This window comes from Neokomagataea anthophila (assembly GCF_018122595.1).
In the GTDB taxonomy this organism is placed as follows: domain Bacteria; phylum Pseudomonadota; class Alphaproteobacteria; order Acetobacterales; family Acetobacteraceae; genus Gluconobacter; species Gluconobacter anthophilus.
In genome coordinates this window covers 271,098-287,884 of sequence record NZ_JAGRQH010000001.1, presented here as the reverse complement: position 1 = coordinate 287,884, position 16,787 = coordinate 271,098, and the positions used below count along the sequence as shown (strand labels likewise).

General features: G+C 53.3%; 15 protein-coding genes and 1 riboswitch. Of the genes, 8 read left to right on the top strand and 7 right to left on the bottom strand.

Annotated features, from left to right (window positions below):
• Window positions 1–25: 25 nt before the first annotated feature.
• From KB213_RS01260 to KB213_RS01245, 4 genes are read left to right on the top strand one after another with little or no spacing between them, the layout of a single operon-like run.
• A complete protein-coding gene (locus tag KB213_RS01260; protein WP_346266643.1) occupies window positions 26–1,201 on the top strand; it encodes an efflux RND transporter periplasmic adaptor subunit in 1,176 nt (391 codons plus the stop codon).
• 6 nt (window positions 1,202–1,207) lie between these two features.
• Entirely contained in the window at window positions 1,208–4,384 is a 3,177-nt protein-coding gene (locus KB213_RS01255; RefSeq protein ID WP_211680156.1) for an efflux RND transporter permease subunit, read from the top strand.
• Window positions 4,381–5,853, top strand: a complete 1,473-nt coding sequence (locus tag KB213_RS01250; RefSeq protein WP_211680154.1) for an efflux transporter outer membrane subunit — start codon at window positions 4,381–4,383, stop codon at window positions 5,851–5,853. Before KB213_RS01255 ends, KB213_RS01250 begins: the two co-directional genes overlap by 4 nt.
• Before the next feature lie 27 nt (window positions 5,854–5,880).
• Window positions 5,881–6,243 carry a hypothetical protein gene (locus KB213_RS01245; protein ID WP_249110123.1) on the top strand — a complete coding sequence of 121 codons (363 nt, stop codon included), beginning with the start codon at window positions 5,881–5,883 and terminating at the stop codon, window positions 6,241–6,243.
• 94 nt (window positions 6,244–6,337) lie between these two features.
• Here KB213_RS01245 and KB213_RS01240 read toward each other — a convergent pair whose 3' ends face one another.
• Window positions 6,338–7,243, bottom strand: coding sequence for a LysR family transcriptional regulator (locus KB213_RS01240; RefSeq protein ID WP_211680152.1), 906 nt, complete (start codon window positions 7,241–7,243; stop codon window positions 6,338–6,340).
• Window positions 7,244–7,366: 123 nt separating this feature from the next.
• Between KB213_RS01240 and KB213_RS01235 the strand changes: the two genes are divergently transcribed.
• The 3 genes from KB213_RS01235 to KB213_RS01225 are packed head-to-tail and all read left to right on the top strand — an operon-like array spanning window position 7,367 to window position 8,773.
• On the top strand, window positions 7,367–7,762 hold the full coding sequence (locus tag KB213_RS01235; protein ID WP_211680151.1) for a (R)-mandelonitrile lyase: 396 nt from the start codon (window positions 7,367–7,369) through the stop codon (window positions 7,760–7,762).
• Window positions 7,763–7,786: 24 nt separating this feature from the next.
• The gene (locus KB213_RS01230; protein ID WP_068167611.1) at window positions 7,787–8,530 is read left to right on the top strand and encodes an SDR family oxidoreductase; all 744 of its coding nucleotides are present in this window, start codon (window positions 7,787–7,789) and stop codon (window positions 8,528–8,530) included.
• A gap of 15 nt (window positions 8,531–8,545) precedes the next feature.
• Window positions 8,546–8,773: a tautomerase family protein gene (locus KB213_RS01225; RefSeq protein ID WP_211680149.1), complete on the top strand. Its 228-nt coding sequence runs from the start codon at window positions 8,546–8,548 to the stop codon at window positions 8,771–8,773.
• 40 nt (window positions 8,774–8,813) lie between these two features.
• Here the strand turns inward: KB213_RS01225 and ribH are convergent, their stop codons facing one another.
• The 5 genes from ribH to KB213_RS01200 form a co-directional block, all read right to left on the bottom strand.
• On the bottom strand, window positions 8,814–9,293 hold the full coding sequence (gene ribH / locus KB213_RS01220; RefSeq protein ID WP_068167615.1) for a 6,7-dimethyl-8-ribityllumazine synthase: 480 nt from the start codon (window positions 9,291–9,293) through the stop codon (window positions 8,814–8,816).
• Window positions 9,290–10,543 (bottom strand): 3,4-dihydroxy-2-butanone-4-phosphate synthase, encoded by a 1,254-nt coding sequence (gene ribB / locus KB213_RS01215; RefSeq protein WP_211680147.1) that lies wholly within the window; start codon window positions 10,541–10,543, stop codon window positions 9,290–9,292. Before ribB ends, ribH begins: the two co-directional genes overlap by 4 nt.
• Window positions 10,540–11,181, bottom strand: coding sequence for a riboflavin synthase (locus KB213_RS01210; RefSeq protein WP_211680145.1), 642 nt, complete (start codon window positions 11,179–11,181; stop codon window positions 10,540–10,542). Before KB213_RS01210 ends, ribB begins: the two co-directional genes overlap by 4 nt.
• Window positions 11,166–12,140, bottom strand: coding sequence for a bifunctional diaminohydroxyphosphoribosylaminopyrimidine deaminase/5-amino-6-(5-phosphoribosylamino)uracil reductase RibD (gene ribD / locus KB213_RS01205; protein ID WP_211680550.1), 975 nt, complete (start codon window positions 12,138–12,140; stop codon window positions 11,166–11,168). Before ribD ends, KB213_RS01210 begins: the two co-directional genes overlap by 16 nt.
• A gap of 213 nt (window positions 12,141–12,353) precedes the next feature.
• Window positions 12,354–12,511, bottom strand: a riboswitch (FMN riboswitch).
• Window positions 12,512–12,742: 231 nt separating this feature from the next.
• Window positions 12,743–14,473: a Hint domain-containing protein gene (locus tag KB213_RS01200; protein ID WP_211680143.1), complete on the bottom strand. Its 1,731-nt coding sequence runs from the start codon at window positions 14,471–14,473 to the stop codon at window positions 12,743–12,745.
• Between the two features lie 477 nt (window positions 14,474–14,950).
• On the opposite strand from KB213_RS01200, the gene KB213_RS01195 reads away from it, so the two are divergent.
• Window positions 14,951–16,396, top strand: coding sequence for a cryptochrome/photolyase family protein (locus KB213_RS01195; protein ID WP_211680140.1), 1,446 nt, complete (start codon window positions 14,951–14,953; stop codon window positions 16,394–16,396).
• Window positions 16,397–16,601: 205 nt separating this feature from the next.
• On the opposite strand, the gene KB213_RS01190 is transcribed toward KB213_RS01195, so the two are convergent.
• Entirely contained in the window at window positions 16,602–16,787 is a 186-nt protein-coding gene (locus tag KB213_RS01190; RefSeq protein WP_211680136.1) for a Trm112 family protein, read from the bottom strand.

Here is a 16,787-nt window from a genome sequence, read left to right as displayed (position 1 = left end):
TTTTGAAAAGAATTCTTCACGATGTGTGAGGGGAACTGTTGATTCGGGTTTGTCCGTTTTGCGTGCTGTGGGGGGTGTTTCACTCCTGAGTGTACCGCTGATTTTGGCGGGATGTGACAAGAAGCCCGCCATGCCGCAAATGCCGCCTCAACCAGTTGTTGTGCAGACGGTTAAGACACAGCCTGTGACGTTAGATACGTCTTTACCGGGCCGCATTGATGCAGTTGAACAAGGTGAGATTCGGCCGCAGGTGAGCGGTGTGATTGTGTCCCGTAACTTTGAGCAGGGTACGGACATCAAAGCGGGACAGCAGTTGTTCCAGATTTATGCGGCGCCCTATCAGGCTGCGTATGATCAGGCTAAGGCGCAGTTACAAAATGCTCAGGCAGCGGCATTTCGTGCGCAGGGTCAGTTGCGCCGTTATGCGCCTTTGGTGCGTGCCCACGCGATTAGTGACCAAGAGTATGACAATACATTAGCTGCCGCGCGGGAGGCTGATGCTCAGGTCGCGCAGGCAAAGGCGAATGTTGAATCCGCTGCTGTGAATGTGCGCTATACGCGCGTCTTAGCGCCGATTGATGGTCGCATTGGTCGTACATTGTATACGCCGGGCGCATTGGTTACGGCTAATCAGACACAGCCTATCGCGGTTGTGACGCGGTTGGACCCGATTTACGTCGATGTAAACTTGCCGGCGGCTGATATGCTGCGTTTGCGCCGTGAATTGGCGAATGGGCAGTTGCAGCGCAATGGTGGTGATGCCGCCGTCCACCTTCAGCTGGAAGATAGCTCGGCTTATCCACAAGTTGGTAAGCTGGAACTCTCCGAAGTCACGGTTGACCCGGCTACGGGGACATTGGTGATGCGTGCTGTGTTCCCAAACCCAGACCGTTTGTTGATGCCGGGTATGTTTGTGCATGCCAGCATCCAAGAGGGTGTGGACCCGAAGGGTATTTTGGTGCCGCAAGTTGCGGTTGAGCGTGACGCGAAGGGCAAGCCTTACGTGATGGTTGTGAACGCTCAAAATATTGTGGCGATGCGCTTTGTTGAGACATCGCGTGCCATTGGTACGGACTGGTTGGTGACGCAAGGTTTGGCTGAGGGCGACCGTGTTGTGACGAGTGGTCTGCAAAAGATTCAGCCCGGAGCGAAAGTGTCACCGCAGGAAGCGCCTGCTGCATCCGCTGGAAAGGCGGAGTAAGAGATTATGAGCTTATCACGCTTCTTTATTGATCGGCCGATTTTCGCATGGGTTATCGGGTTGATCATCATGCTGGTGGGTGGCGTGGCCATTACCCGCATGCCGATTGCGCAATATCCGAGCATTGCCCCGCCGCAAATCGCGATTAGCGTTATGTATCCGGGTGCCTCGGCTGAAACGGTGAACAATACGGTTGTTCGGCCGATTTTGCAGCAGATGTATGGTTTGGATCATCTCGAATATCTGTCAGCGTCTTCTTACGCGAGTGGACAGATGGAAATTGACCTGACGTTTGAGCAGGGGACAAACCCCGATATTGCTCAAGTTCAGGTGCAAAATAAACTACAACTGGCCCAGCCTCGTTTGCCCCAAGAAGTGGTGTCGCAGGGTATTGGTGTTACGAAGGCCACTAAGAACTTCATGTTGGTAGCCGCCTTCATTTCCGAAGATGGCAGCATGAGCGGCCAAGATATTTCGGATTATGTAGCGTCTAACATTTCGGACCCGCTGTCGCGTGTGTCTGGCGTTGGTGATCATACGTTGTTCGGTTCTGAATATGCGATGCGTATTTGGTTGGACCCGGCCAAGCTGTATAATTACAGCCTGACGGTTGGTGACGTACAAAATGCGATTTCAGCGCAGAATATTCAGGTTTCTGCGGGTGAGTTGGGTGGTTTGCCAGCGAAGAAAGCCATTGGCTTTGACGCGACGATCCTTGGCCCAACGCGCTTCAGCAAGCCGGAACAGTTTGAGCAAATTCTGCTGAAAGTTCAGCAAGATGGCAGCCAAGTTCGCTTGAAAGATGTCGCACGGGTTGAACTAGGTGCGCAAAGCTATGCGCTGTCTTCCATGTATAATAACCACCCGGCGGCTGCGATGGCGCTTAAGTTGGCACCGGGTGCTAACCAGTTGAAAACGGCTGCGGCGGTGCGTGAGCGTATTGGTGAGTTGAGCCGTTACTTCCCGCCAGGCTTGAAGGTGGTTTATCCGCTGGATACAGCCCCTTTTATTACGCTTTCCATTCATGAAGTGATTGAAACGTTGCTGGAAGCCATTGCGCTGGTCTTCTTGGTAATGTTGATTTTCTTGCAGAACTTCCGGGCCACGTTGATACCGACCATTGCTGTTCCAGTGGTGCTGTTGGGGACGTTCGGTCTGCTCTCCACTATGGGGTATGGGATCAATACGCTGACGATGTTGGCGATGGTTCTCGCTGTTGGCCTGTTGGTGGATGATGCTATTGTTGTTGTTGAAAACGTTGAGCGCGTGATGAGTGAGCGGGGGATTTCACCGCGTGAGGCTGCACGTCAGTCCATGGATGAAATCTCAGGTGCTTTGATTGGTATCGTGCTGGTGTTGTCGGCTGTCTTTTTGCCGATGGCGGCCTTTAGTGGTTCGACCGGTGTTATTTACCGTCAGTTCTCCATCACGATTGTTGCGGCTATGTGGCTGTCCGTTCTGGTGGCGATGGTGATGACGCCAGCATTGTGCGGTACGATGTTGAAGCCAACGCATAAGGCAGCCGATAAGGGGCCTGCTGCGTGGTTTAACCGTAACTTTGATCGTTTGACCCGTGGATATTTGGGTGGTGTTCGCCGGATGGTGGGACGCCCTGTTTTGAGCATGCTGGCCTTTGTTATTCTTACGGTCGGTGTCGTGTTCTTGTTTAACCGTGTTCCGGGCGGTTTCTTACCGGATGAAGACCAAGGCGTTATTTTTGGTCAGGTGACGATGCGGGCGGGGGCAACAGCTGAGCAAACGGCTGAAGTGAACCGTCAGATCTCTGATTATGTACTGAAAACATACGGCAAGACGGTGAAGTCTGTCTTCACGATGACCGGGTTCAGTTTTGCTGGGCAAGGGCAAAGTGCGGGTGCTTTCTTCATTCGTATGAAGCCATGGGATGAACGCCCGGGTAAGCAGAATACCACCATGACGGTTGCTAACCAGGTCATGATGCACTTCTGGATGAACCCAATGGCGCAAATCTTTGCCGTTAATCCGCCAGCCGTGATGGAACTGGGCAATGCGACCGGTTTTGATCTGGAATTGGAGGATACAGGGCATTTAGGGCATGAAGCTCTCTTGAATGCGCGTAACCAAGTTCTCATGGAAGCCGCTAAGAACCCTGTATTGCAGGCTGTGCGTCCGTTGGGCATGGAAGATGCGCCGCAATTTGCGATGGAAATTAACCGTGAGCGTGCGAATGCTCTGGGCCTATCCAACGCAGATATCAACACCACCGTACAGGGTGCTTTTGGTTCCACCTATGTGAATCAGTTCATGCGTAATGACCGCGTGAAGCAGGTTTATATACAGGGTGCAGATTGGGCGCGTATGACGCCGGAAGATCTGAACCGTTGGTACGTCCGTAATGCATCTGGCACGATGGTTCCGTTGAATGCCTTTGTGGATGGGCACTGGGTCAGTGGTCCGCAAAAGGTTGAAGACTATAACGGCATGAACTCGTACGAGATTCAGGGCCAACCCGCTGCGGGCGCAAGCTCTGGTCAAGCCATGGGCGAGATGGAAAAGATCCTGTCTCATCTGCCTCATGGGATTAGCTATGAGTGGACGGGCTTGTCATATGAGCAGTTGGCTTCGGCAGGTGCGACGGGGCCGCTTTATGTGCTGGCTGCGATTGTCATTATGCTGTGCTTGGCTGCTCTTTATGAAAGCTGGGCTATTCCGCTATCCGTTATGCTTGTACTGCCCTTGGGTGTGCTGGGGGCTATTGCAGCGACGTTGGGGCGTGGCCTGAATAATGACGTTTACTTCCAAGTCGGCTTGCTGACGACGGTCGGGCTGTCGGTGAAGAACGCTATTCTGATTGTGGAATTTGCGAAAAGCTTCTTCGAACAAGGGCGTTCTTTGGAAGAGTCAGTTTTGGAAGCAGGGCGTGAGCGTTTGCGGCCAATTCTGATGACGTCGATTGCGTTTGTTTGCGGTGTGTTTCCGCTGGCGATTGCAACAGGTGCGGGTTCTGCTGCGCGTGTGGCGATCGGGACATGCGTTGTGGGTGGTATGCTCTCAGCGACATTGCTGGCGGTGTATTTCGTTCCGGTCTTCTTCGTTGTCATTCTACGCCTGTTCCGTGTGAAGCCGATCAAGGACCGTAAGGACCCGTACGCTCATTTGGATGAGAATGCTGATATGCCTGCACATGGGGAGCACAGCGCATGAAAATCCGTCTCGGACTGGCAGCGCTTTTGATGCTGTCGAGCTGTAATATGGCGCCTGATTATCACCGCCCTGCACCCATGGTGCAGGATGCCTATCCGGCAGATACGGGGGTCAAAAGCGTTAAAGCTGCGGCACAAACGGCAGATTTGGGGTGGCAGGATTTCTTCACGGATCCACGCCTGAAAGCTCTCATTACGCTGACCCTGCAAAATAACCGTGACCTTGCTGCGCAAGCGGCTGCCGTGGCGGAAGCGCAAGGGCAGTATGAGGTACAACATGCTTCACTTTTCCCCGCCATTTCGGCGGGAGGAAGTGGCATGTTTATGTCTCCTTCAGATACGGCGGGTTTTGCGTTTGCTCCAGGGTCTGGGCGCAGCATTGGTACGCTACGCTTCTTTCAAACGTCGATCGGATTTTCGTCTTATGAAGTTGATCTGTGGGGGCGGATACGAAATCTGTCTCGGCAGGAAGCGGAAGCTGCTCTGAGCAGTGCTGAGAACACGCGTAATGTGCTGATTACGACAGTATCTCAGGTGGCGAATACGTATATCCAGTGGTTGGGTGATCGTGAGTTGCTACGTGTCACGCAGGATACTCTGGCGTCGCAGCAGCATACATTATCGTTGACGCAACTGGCTTATGACCACGGGGAAACCGATGCGCTGACTTTAGCGCAAGTGCGGACACAGGTTGAGCAGGCTGCGGCGAATGAAGCGCAGTATCGTCGTGCGGTTGCGGATGATGAGCATGCGTTGCAATTGGTAGTTGGTATGCCTTTGCCAGCAACATTGCCCGCGCCGGCTCCGTTCGGTACGCAAACAATGCTGAGTGATTTGCCTGCTGGTTTGCCATCAGACTTGATGCAGCAGCGCCCGGATATTCAGGCGGCTGAGCATACGTTGCTTGGTGCAAATGCGAGCATTGGTGCGGCGCGTGCGGCGTTTTACCCACGCGTGACGTTGACGGCCTCTGAGGGGACTAGCGCGCTTCAGTTCCGCCATCTCTTCACGCCGGGGGCTGAGACATGGTCTATCGCTCCATCGATCTCACTGCCGATCTTCACGTGGGGGCAGAATGAAGGGAACCTGCATATTGCTAAGGCGCGCGCCTTGCAGTCTGCAGCGCAGTATCAGAAGGCGGTACAATCGGCCTTCCGTGAAGTGTCTGATGCATTAACAGCGCGTGAGACTTATACGGCGCAAGAAAAGCATCTGGCAGGTTTGGTTCAGCAGTCTCAAACAGCATATGACTTGGCTATGATGCGCTATCATGCTGGGATTGATAGCTATTTGACGGCTCTGGAGCAGCAACGGACCTTGTACCAAGCACAGCAAAATCATATTGCGGTGCAGGCTGCACGGTTTGCGAATTTGGTAACGGTTTACCGCGCTCTAGGGGGTGGCTGGAGTGCGAAAACGGTTTCGCCTAAGGTAGCCTCATCTGCTCAGGCGGAGAAGGCAGGGCACTGAGCCTGCATCTGATGATTGGAGAACCCTTTGCGTAGAGTCACTTTTCTTCCTTTAGTTGCTGTTACTGGCTTTTGTGCTGTTGCGGCGTGTGGTGTGGCTCATGCGCAAAGTGCTGATGATGACGGGCCGAGTAAGCCGAGCATGCATGACGTGTATCGGAGTTCATCATTACCGAAGAACCATGCTGATTTCAGCCGTTTCACGTATCGCCCACCGGGGGATAAGGTGATTGAGCAGCCAGATGCTTTCCGTCTTTTGTTTCGCACGAAGGATGGAAAGCCGGATGGTTGGGCTGAGCGTCGTGGTGATGCGGTGATGTATTACGATCAGAATGGCCGTGTTATTCGAGTGCAGCCTCTGCCGACTGAGACGATTCCATCAAACGAGTAATCATGATGGCGTGATATAGGGGCGTTTTCGGCTCTTGTATCACGCGTTGGCGAGATATTTGTTATCTCTTAGAGATGGTGCGGTGTGTGCGCCGTTAGGCGCTTTCGTCCGTCCAACGCATGGCTTGAAGAAAGGCAGCGAACGCGGGGGAGTGCTGCTTGCGGCTAGGGTAGTAGAGATAGTACCCATCATATTCAGGGCACCATTCGGCCAGTACTTCCACAAGTTGACCGCTTTTTAAATAGGGCTCAGCAATGGTGCGAGGAACATATCCAAGGCCCAGATCGTCAAGAGCGCCTGATAAGACCAAAAATGTTGTATTGAAGGTGGCTTGTCCGTTCACTTTTAAAGAAAAATCCCGCCCTTGGGGTGTTTGAAACTCCCATCGGAAATGTCCGCCTGCAGTTTTCATATGCATATTGATGCATTTATGGTCACTGAGGTCATGTGGGGTGGGTGGAATACCGTATTGTTTAAAATAGGCAGGGCTACCAATGACGCAGAAGCGCCATTTGGGGCTGATGCATGTGGCGATCATATCTTTTTCTAAGGACGCGCCAATACGTACCCCAGCGTCAAAACGTTCAGCGACGATATCAACCAGTGCATAATCCATGCTGAATTCGACGTTGATTTCAGGGTATTTTTTTAAAAATTCGCGGAGTTTGGGACGAAAAACAGTTTCAATGACAGCATCGATACAGGTGATGCGAATAGAGCCAGAAGGTGTTTTGCTGAGGGATGTAATGGCTTCTATCTCTGTGTTTACCTGTTCGAATAGGGGGGCAAGGCGGCGCTGGAGTTGCTCACCTGCTTCGGTCGGGGCAACAGCGCGCGTAGTGCGGGATAACAGGCGGAGTTGGAGGCGTTCTTCTAGTGCCCGGATCGTATGGCTCAGTGCCGATGGTGTGACACCGAGCTCTGCCGCAGCTTTGGTGAAACTGCGCTTGCGGGCCACCATGAGAAACGCTGTGATGTCATGAAGGGGGGTGCGTGCCATTGATGAATATATTTCACAAATTCATGTATTTTATAAGCGCTAATCTTTTGCCTATGGCGTGTTTACAGTCTTGCTAGGACACGACTCAGCGTATTGCTGAAGTACCATAGCAGGAATAATCTCATGGATATTTTTAGAGCAGGACATAAGCCTTCCATGCGTGGGCCGGCAGAGTGGTTTACCGGCACCGTGCGTGTTGATTTTTTATTCAATCCAGCTGCGCCAGAGCGTGTTCAAGGCGCTAATGTGACATTTGAGCCTGGGGCACGGACGGCGTGGCATACGCATCCACTGGGGCAAACACTGGTTGTGACGTCAGGTGTTGGGCGCGTGCAGCGCTGGGGCGGTCCCATTGAGGAGATACGCCCGGGAGACGTGGTGTGGTTCGCGCCGGGAGAGAAGCATTGGCACGGCGCGGCACGGGAAACAGCGATGACGCATCTTGCGATTCAGGAAGTGGAGAATGGCAAGGTGGTGGATTGGTTAGAGCATGTCTCAGACCAACAATATGCAGGTTAATGTTAAGGCGAGTGGGGCAGTATTATGATTAAAGATAAAGTAGTCATTATTACCGGTGCGTCTTCTGGTATTGGCGAAGCGACGGCACTTTTGCTGGCACAGCAAGGTGCAAAGGTTGTGCTTGGCGCACGTAGAGAAGAGCGCTTAGAGAAGATTGCAGAGCAGATTTGGCAAGGCGGTGGTGAGGTCGTGTATACCGGGTTAGATGTGGTTAATCCGGCAGATAATGCGGCAATTGTGGAACTGGCGAAAAAGACTTTTGGCCGGGTGGACGTGATCTTTTTGAATGCCGGTGTGATGCCGACGGCGCCTGTCTCTGCTTTGAAGGTGGAGGAATGGAATAACGCCGTGGATGTGAATATCAAAGGCGTTCTGAATGGTGTGGCGGCAGTCATGCCTGTTTTTGCTGAGCAGAAATCGGGTCAGATTATCGCGACGTCTTCTGTCGCAGGGCTGAAAGCGTATCCGGGTGCTGCCATTTATGGCGGTACGAAATGGTTTGTTCGTAATTTTATGGAAGTGTTGCGGATGGAATCCGCAGCAGAAGGGACAAATATTCGTACGTCCACGATCTATCCGGCCGCAATTAGCACCGAGCTTCTAGGCGGTATTACGCATGAGAAGGCGGCGGAGGCTATGCAGGGTTTGTATAAGCAATATGCCATTACGCCGGATCGCATTGCGCGCGTTGTCTCGGTTGCGATTGATACGCCAGAAGATACAACGATTAATGAATTTACGGTTGGGCCTGCGTCTCAGCCTTGGTGATAGCGAGGAGCCTGTATGCCGCATATTGTTGTAAAGTTATGGCCGGGGAAATCAGAGCAGCAAAAGCAGGAATTGGCTGATGCGTTGTCTCAGGATGTAGTGCGTATTTTGGGCAGTAGTGAAGGGTCTGTTTCGGTTGGGATTGAGGAAGTCTCGTCGGATGATTGGCGGGATCAAGTGTATGGCCCGGAGATCGACGCGAAGCAGGCCATGTTATATAAAAAGCCCGGTTATTCTATGTGATACGAGTGGCAGGCTTAGAATGAGCCTGCCATTTTTGTTTTTAGGCGGATGCAGGGATATTGCGCAGGAAGGCTACGCTTTCGACGCAGGCTGCCGCGGCTTCACGGCCTTTATTCTCAGCGTCTTTGCGTGAGCGGGCGATTGCCTGTTCTTCGGTATAAGTGGTGAGGATACCGAAGGCGATGGGTGTCTCAGTATTCAATTGAGCCTGCATGATGCCCATGGTTGCGCCGAGGGAAATAAACTCGAAATGTGCGGTATCGCCCTTAATCACGCAGCCGAGGCAGATGACGCCTTCATAGCGGCCGGATTTCGCAAGGCGCTGTGCTAGAAGGGGGAGTTCGAAGGCGCCGGGTGCGTCATAGACATCGACATCGGTGATGTCGCGTTCACCAAGCCATTCGAGTGCACCATTTTTCAGGCCACCGGTAATATCGGTGTTGAAACGGCTAACGACCAGAGCGAGACGTGGTGCCGGTGTGAGCTTCAGGTCTGGGGCAACGGGGATGGACTTGCTCATGATGTTTGTTCCTGAAGAAAATGCCCCATACGGGTGCGTTTGGTGGAGAGATAGGCGCGGTTAAACGGGTTTGACGCGATTTCGAGCCGTTCCCGTGCGACGACGTTGAAGCCGAAGCGCATAAGGTTGGATTCTTTATCCGGGTTATTGGTCAGGAGGCGGAGTTTCTCCACACCGAGATGCCGTAAAATATCGGCGGCGGCGTCCCACTCACGAGCATCAGCAGGCAAGCCGAGAGCTTCGTTCGCGTCCACCGTGTCCATGCCCTGGTCTTGCAAAGCATAAGCGCGGATTTTATTCGCCAAGCCAATGCCGCGCCCTTCATGGCCGCGCAAATAGAGCAATACGCCGGATTCTGAGGCGGAAATACGCTCAAGTGCTTCGCGGAGTTGTGCGCCACAGTCGCAGCGTAAGGAGCCGAGGGCATCGCCGGTCACGCATTCGGAGTGCAAGCGGATGAGCGGTGTGCCTTGGGTAGGGTCCCCTTTGACGAGGGCAACATGCTCAACGCCATCCACGGCGCGGAAGGCATGAATGCGCAGATCATGTCCACCAAAGAGGCTGGGCAGCGCTGAGGATGCGATGGCTTCTGCGGGGGGCGCAATGGGGGTTGTGATGGGCGTTGCGTCAGAGACGGCATCGCGCCCATGTGCCCGGCACCAGTCTTGCAGTTCGGCAATGCTGATGAGGGGCAGGCCGTGTTTTGCGGCGTAGCGGCGGAGTTCTGGCAGGCGCATCATGCTGCCGTCATCGGCCATGATTTCGCAGATCACGCCAGCAGGGTGCAGTCCCGCTAAGCGCGCGAGGTCGATAGAGCCTTCGGTATGGCCATTCCGTGCGATGACCCCTTGGGGGTGGGCGCGTAAGGGGAAGATATGACCGGGGGAGATGAGGTCTTCTGCCACGGCATCTGGATGCGCGGCAACCACAATGGTTCGGGCCCGGTCAGCGGCAGAAATGCCTGTGGTGACGCCGGTAGCTGCTTCGATGGAGACGGTGAAGGCCGTGCCGCGTGGGTCACGGTTCTTCTCAACCATAGGGGGCAGGTTCAGGCGGTCTGCGTGCTCTGTTTCCAGTGGGAGGCAGATGAGGCCGCGTGCTTCCTTGGCCATGAAGTTAATGGCTTCTGGTGTGGCGAACTGGGCGGCCATGACAAGGTCCCCCTCATTTTCTCGGTTTTCATCATCCACCATGACGACCATACCGCCACGGCGATAGGCTTCAATGGCGGCTTTGAGTTGTGGGGTCATGGCTGTGTTCCTCCGGCGGAATGTGGGGAAAAGCGCACGAGGTTTTCAACGTATTTAGCCAGCACATCGACCTCAACATTCATCTTCGCATTGGGGGAGAGGCTTGAGAGGTTCGTATGTTCCCATGTGTGCGGGATGATGGTGAGGCCGATTTCAAAGCCGCTTTGCTCGTTATGGGTGATGCCATCATATAGGGCGTTAACGGTGAGGCTGATGCCATCAAAGGTGATAGAACCTTTTTCCACGACATAACGGCGCAGATCTTGGGGCACGAAGACGCGCAGAACGTGAGAATCTCCGGCGTGTGAATGGCTTGTGAGTGTGGCGACGCCATCCACATGGCCTTGCACGATATGACCAGAGAGGCGGGTGCTGGCCGCGACGGCACGTTCCAGATTGACCCGTGCGCCGACGGTGAGTGCGCCAAGAGGGGTACGGGAGAGGGTCTCACCGCTGAGGTGGAAGGAGGCAATACCCGCATGATCGAAGGATTGAACGGTCAAACAGACGCCGTTGACGGCAATGCTTTCCCCTAATTCGAGGTCTGTGATGTGGGTTTCCACAGTGAGGTCCATGGCGGAATCACGGAGGGAGACGGCACGGACAGTGCCCAGACGTTCGATTATTCCGGAGAACATGTTTTTTCCCTCAACAGGCGCAGGGGGCTTAGGCCGTGGGGGCCATGCTGCGTTGTTATGTCGATACGGTCAGCCGTATTGGTTTTGTGAATGGTGAGCCAGTCATCCCAAAGATTGAGCTCTGAGACGGCTTTCAACAGGGCTGGGCCACCTTCTACCATGGCCCAATTGACGCCATGTTCCGCCAAAAGAGCAGGAACATTGGCGAGGTTGTCACTCACGAGAACGGTAAAGCCTGCTTCGGCCATGCGTGCACGCCATAAAGTAGGCATACGGCCAAAGGGACCGCCGCTACGGTCACAGACAACGATAATGCGTGGGCCTCGCCCTATATGGTCGGGGACGTGCCGCACGGTGAAAGAGGGGTCATCCGTCAAGACCGTGCCGATGCCTGTAATGATGGCATCCGTTGCGCGGCGCAGACGGTGTGCGAGGGTGAGTGATGCTGCGGATGTGAAGGTCTTTTGCCCTTTTGGGGGAACCATAGAGCCAGCTTCATCCAAAGCTTGCTTGACGCTGATCCACGGGCGCTGATTCAGGACGCGTTGTTGAAACGGTATGATGAGCGCGGCGCAGTCTTCTGCGAGGTCGGCCAGTTCCGCATGGTCAGATAAGAAGGTGACGTTGCGGTTGCCGGGGGCTTCGCGCAGGCGTGAGGCACCGCCGGATGCTTTGGGGTTGGGGTCTGCCGCGCCAATCCAGATGTCTTTAACGGATGTGTTGAGGAGCGCTTCACTGCATGGCGGTGTGCGCCCGGTATGGTTACACGGTTCAAGTGTGACGAGCGCCGTATGGACCTGATCGAGGACGCCTTTTTGATGAGCCTCGTTGATGGCCATGATCTCGGCATGCGGAGCACCGACCTTTGGGTGAGTGCCACTGGCGAGGACGGTGCCGTTTTGGTCCAACAAGGCGCAGCCGACGGATGGGTTAGGAGCGGTTGCGCCAAGTGTGTCCATCGTTTGGGTGATGAGCGCGTGAAACACCGTGCGGATATGGGCTGGTGAAAGCGTCAGAGCAGAAATGTTACGCGAGTCAGTCAAGGCGTGTCACTTACATCCCGGTTGGGCATTCCAAATAGGAACGCTCCCAAGGCGCACGCCGCACAGAACCGGGGTGTGATGTTGGGGCACAATCTACGTGCGTACAACATCAGCCCACCGGGGCCGTTACTGCGTTCTCTCTCATCCGGACTATGACCGTCGGCTCCGGAATTACACCGGATCTGCTTGACCCCCAGCCTTGTTAGGTTGGGGCGCTCGCGGGCTTTGTAAGGTCGAAACTCTACATTACCGCCGGTGGGGAATTACACCCCGCCCTGAGAACGTCTGTTCATGGGATGATTTATGGGGAGGAGGGGCGTCTTTTGCAAGTGAATCCCGCATAATGGGGGTAAACATTCTGGTGAAATGGGAGTTTGAGAGAGGTTTTCTCTCGCTAGGGGGGCGGCACATCTGCGCGGTAGATATGACAAGGGCGCTCTACATGGTGTCTGTAGAGCGCCCTTGTCATTGTTATCGCCCGTGGGTGGTTGTGGCTCCCCACGGAAGAAGAGAGGTGTTTAGGCTTTCAGGCGTGCTGAAGTTTGAACGCTGTCAGCAAGAATGTAGTCAACGGTTTGAACTTCCAAGCTGAGCAGTGCTTGCTCTTCGGAAATTTCACGGTTCAGCGGCAGGAGAGCGTTGCCCGTTGTCCAGCGCTTGTCTGAAGCTGTTTCAAGGTTGTTCCAGCCATCGAGTTCAGCGACATCGTGATGCGTGGTGATGGGGGTGCGCTGGTTCCACTCGAAGATGGAGACATTGCCAACACCAACACCGATGGAACGACGGTCATCCCAGAATGCGCCAACGATATCACATGGGCGAGATGCACGGGACATGATGCGTACAGACTGAACATCGCCCGGCAGCATGAAGATCATGTGGCCATTGGTTTCACGGAGTTTGCTGAGTGTCAGGCCTGTATCCGTAACCAGTGTGATGTTTGCATCTTGCGTCAGGCGTGGTGCTGGCGTCTGTGATGCAATGTTGTTCGCAATAGCGCGCTCTTCGATGGCCGTGAACACAGGCTTAACCACTTCTGGGGCCGTGCTCAGTGGAGCGGCGGCATCAACGTCCCAGCTTTTTGCCTTGTGACCAATGAAGGCAAGGTTTTGATGGCGGAATGCCGAACGGTTACCGGTGTCGAGGTAGCTTTCGGTCAGAACGCCGTTGGCCATGATGACGGAGTGCTGTTTGGTTTCGATGTGGTAGTAGCTGTAAGAGGTGAAGCTCTTGTCAAAGAAGACGGAGCGACCGTTTACAAGCATACGTGCCGGTACGAACTTACCATCAAAGAACAAGCAGTGATCTGCTGTGACCAGCAGGTCCTGAGACGGTACGCCTTGTGCGATGGCATCCTTCAGGATGCGTACTGGGTAACCAGCTTCATCATCGGTCAAGTCAGCACGGATTGTGCATGTTGCTTCACCCGCCCAGGTGACGGTGTCTGTTACTGGCTTGCCAGCATCAAAAACGGTGACTTCGTCGCCAATTTTGATGTTTTCAACCAGTGATGTGCCGTTGGGCGTTGCAATTTCTGCGCCTGCCAAGAAGCAGACAACGAGTTCTTGGTAAGAACTGGCGTATGGTTGTGAGAATGGATCTGCTTTGTTGAAGGTGTGGAAATCAGATTGGTCAGAGAAGGTGGAGTTTTTGTCTAGGGTAATAACGATCTGATGGTCGCTGCTGCTGTTCTTGTTGGTATCAATGTAAAGGACTTTTTGGCCGTTAACGGTTTTGATTTCAGCGCTGAGGGCAAGAGGTTGTCCAGCATCATCGATAACGTCAATGATGGTGCCTTGTTGGATGTTGAGGTCGGTAATAGTGGATGTGACGAAGTTTTTGCTATTGACGTGGAGGGTCAGCGTTGACCCGCTGTCAAAAGTAACGCCGGATACGGTGGAGCCGGATTGGATGGAGAGAATACCACCATCTTTGACTTCACCACCTTGAATTTGTGCGCCAGCAAAGCCTTGAATGAAGGCGCCGCTATAAACAGTTGGGTTCACCAAGGTGGCTGTTCCGCCAACGTTTACGCTGGCAGCTTGGTTAATAATGACGTTCGTGATCGTTTTTGTGCCACCGATACGTAATAGTGCACCAGAGCCTTTGGCGCCTTGGCTCGTCCCTTGACCACCTTCAAGGTAGTAGTTTGAGAAGGGGCCCGTTGAAGTGATGTTGTAGCCAGCATAATATGAGTTGCTGATAAACTGGTATGTTGTGCCGTTTACGACGATCGTTGAATCTGCCATTGGTTTTCTCCCTTAATTATTGGGAAAATTAAGCATTTTCGGTCTCAATAAAAAGGTTTTTTTAAAACTAACACTTTAAAAATATTTTTTGTACTTTATTTCTATAAAAATAAACTAAATTTTTTAAGTAAATTTGGGGGTATTTGATTTTTTTTGGGGCGATGATTTGTGGTTGGTAATATCATTTTTTGAATAAAAATTTGTGTTTCGCAATTCGTCGATTCTTAAGGCGTGTTGTTGTTGATGTTTTTTAAGGCAACAAAAGATGTTTTCTTTTTTACGAAACATTTCTTTTGAAAATGAGGTGTTCGGTACAAAAAAGAGGCGTTTTAAGGCCCAGGAATTCGGCTGAATACACGGCTGATTATATGGGTATTTATGTCTTTCAAAAAATTGAGTCAGTATCTTTTTAGCAAAAAATGGAACGTTTTATAGCGTGTTGCGTTATTGCCCTCTTGTGTCGTGATGGGGGCATCTATGTCTGGGCGTAATGTGGGGCGAAAACCTGTTATCGTATGGTTTCGGCATGATTTACGTTTGGATGATCACCCAGCACTCTCTGCGGCTGTGGAAACGGGGCGTCCTGTTCTTTGTGTTTATATTTTTGACCCAAGTATAGAGCATGTTCCCGTTAAGGGGGGCGCTTATCGCTGGTGGTTGAGGGAGGCTTTGGCCTCTTTGAGCGCTCAGTTGCAGCATTATGGCGGTACGTTATTGACCTTGGCCGGGGTGACTGAAGAGGTGTTGCCGCGTTTGGTTTCTGAGGTCGGGGCGGTGAGTGTCTTTGCGCATTGTCGTGTTCTTAGTGGAGAGCGTGCGCAGGACCAGCGTTTAGCGCGTGTGTTGAGCCGAAGTGGTGTTGGGTTTCAATTGGAATGGGGGACTGTTCTTCGGCATCCGCAAGCGGTTCTTACAAAAGAGCGTCATGCTTATCGTGTTTATACGGCATTTTGGAAAGCCTTTCGGGCTGTAGGGGCTGAAGCGCCTCTCGCGGTGCCGGAGAAGTGGGCATCTTTGAGCGTGCCAAGCTCTCTTATGGCGGAGCACCGTCTGGATGAAGGTGGATTGCGCCCTGCGGTGCCGGATTGGGCTGCGGGATTGCGTGCGAGTTGGCGGGTTGATGGGCGTGCGGGGTTACAAGCGTTGGAAGCGTTTGTGGATGATCTCTGCGGTGATTATGCCAAAGCGCGTGATTATATGGCGCAAGAAGGGACATCACGTTTGTCGCCCTATTTAGCAAGTGGGATGCTGTCACCTAGGCGTTTATGGGACATCGTGAGGCAGCGTGGCGGTGAGCGCGAAGGGGCTCAAGTGTTTTTGTCAGAACTAGGATGGCGGGAGTTTGCTCAGTACACGCTCTTTCATACGCCGTCGTTACCGTATGAAAGTGTAAATCAAAAATTTCATGCCATGTCGTGGCGGCGCTCGGAGCACGACCTCACAGCGTGGCAGCGGGGGCAGACAGGGGTGCCAATCGTTGATGCGGCGATGCGGCAGTTGTGGCAAACGGGGTGGATGCATAACCGGGCGCGTATGATTGTGGGGTCTTTTCTGGCTAAACATCTGCTGATTGATTGGCGCGAAGGTGAAGCGTGGTTTCGCGATACATTGGTGGATTATGATCCGGCGAGTAACGCGATGAACTGGCAATGGGTGGCCGGGACGGGTATTGATGCCGCGCCGTTTTTTAGGATTTTCAACCCGACGCTTCAGGCGGAGAAGTTTGACCCAGATGGTACGTATATTCGTCGTTGGGTGCCAGAACTAGGGGCCTTATCAGGCAAGGCTTTGCGGGAGCCGTGGAACGCGTCAGAAGCGGTATTGCGGTCTGCGGGAGTGGAGTTGGGGCGGACTTACCCTCGGCCGATCGTTGGTTTGTCTGAGGGGCGAGACAGGGCTTTGAAAGCGTTTAAAGCCCTGTAATACGATTATGCGTGGTTGTTGGCTGCAGTGATACTGCTTGGGTGCTCTTCTTTTTGAGTGGCTGTGATGCCATGCGCGGCTCAGGAGAGAAGATATTCTTGCGGGACCATCCGCAAGGAGGCGGTTTCAATATGACCACGAGAGAAGGAAGGTGGCATTGTCCCTGCCTTGCTCTGGTCGCCACATTATTGTGGTGGGTAAAGGTTTACGGTGTGTCATCTAACGGTCGTGCTTCATCGGGAAGCATGATGGGAATGCCATCTTTGATTGGATAAGCGCAGCGTGCTTTGGCGCTAATGAGCTCTTGGGCGGCACTGTCATAGGTGAGTGGCCCTTTGGTGAGTGGGCAAACCAAAACAGATAAAAGGCGTGGGTCAAGTTCAGATGTCAT

Bases quoted from the DNA above. Each gene is read 5' to 3' on its own strand.
- KB213_RS01255 (WP_211680156.1), top strand. From the start codon at position 1,208: ATGAGCTTATCACGCTTCTTTATTGATCGGCCGATTTTCGCATGGGTT.
- KB213_RS01250 (WP_211680154.1), top strand. From the start codon at position 4,381: ATGAAAATCCGTCTCGGACTGGCAGCGCTTTTGATGCTGTCGAGCTGT.
- KB213_RS01240 (WP_211680152.1), bottom strand. From the start codon at position 7,243: ATGGCACGCACCCCCCTTCATGACATCACAGCGTTTCTCATGGTGGCC.
- KB213_RS01235 (WP_211680151.1), top strand. From the start codon at position 7,367: ATGGATATTTTTAGAGCAGGACATAAGCCTTCCATGCGTGGGCCGGCA.
- KB213_RS01230 (WP_068167611.1), top strand. From the start codon at position 7,787: ATGATTAAAGATAAAGTAGTCATTATTACCGGTGCGTCTTCTGGTATT.
- KB213_RS01225 (WP_211680149.1), top strand. From the start codon at position 8,546: ATGCCGCATATTGTTGTAAAGTTATGGCCGGGGAAATCAGAGCAGCAA.
- ribH (WP_068167615.1), bottom strand. From the start codon at position 9,293: ATGAGCAAGTCCATCCCCGTTGCCCCAGACCTGAAGCTCACACCGGCA.
- ribB (WP_211680147.1), bottom strand. From the start codon at position 10,543: ATGACCCCACAACTCAAAGCCGCCATTGAAGCCTATCGCCGTGGCGGT.
- KB213_RS01210 (WP_211680145.1), bottom strand. From the start codon at position 11,181: ATGTTCTCCGGAATAATCGAACGTCTGGGCACTGTCCGTGCCGTCTCC.
- ribD (WP_211680550.1), bottom strand. From the start codon at position 12,140: ATGGACACACTTGGCGCAACCGCTCCTAACCCATCCGTCGGCTGCGCC.
- KB213_RS01200 (WP_211680143.1), bottom strand. From the start codon at position 14,473: ATGGCAGATTCAACGATCGTCGTAAACGGCACAACATACCAGTTTATC.
- KB213_RS01195 (WP_211680140.1), top strand. From the start codon at position 14,951: ATGTCTGGGCGTAATGTGGGGCGAAAACCTGTTATCGTATGGTTTCGG.
- KB213_RS01190 (WP_211680136.1), bottom strand. From the start codon at position 16,787: ATGACATCTGAACTTGACCCACGCCTTTTATCTGTTTTGGTTTGCCCA.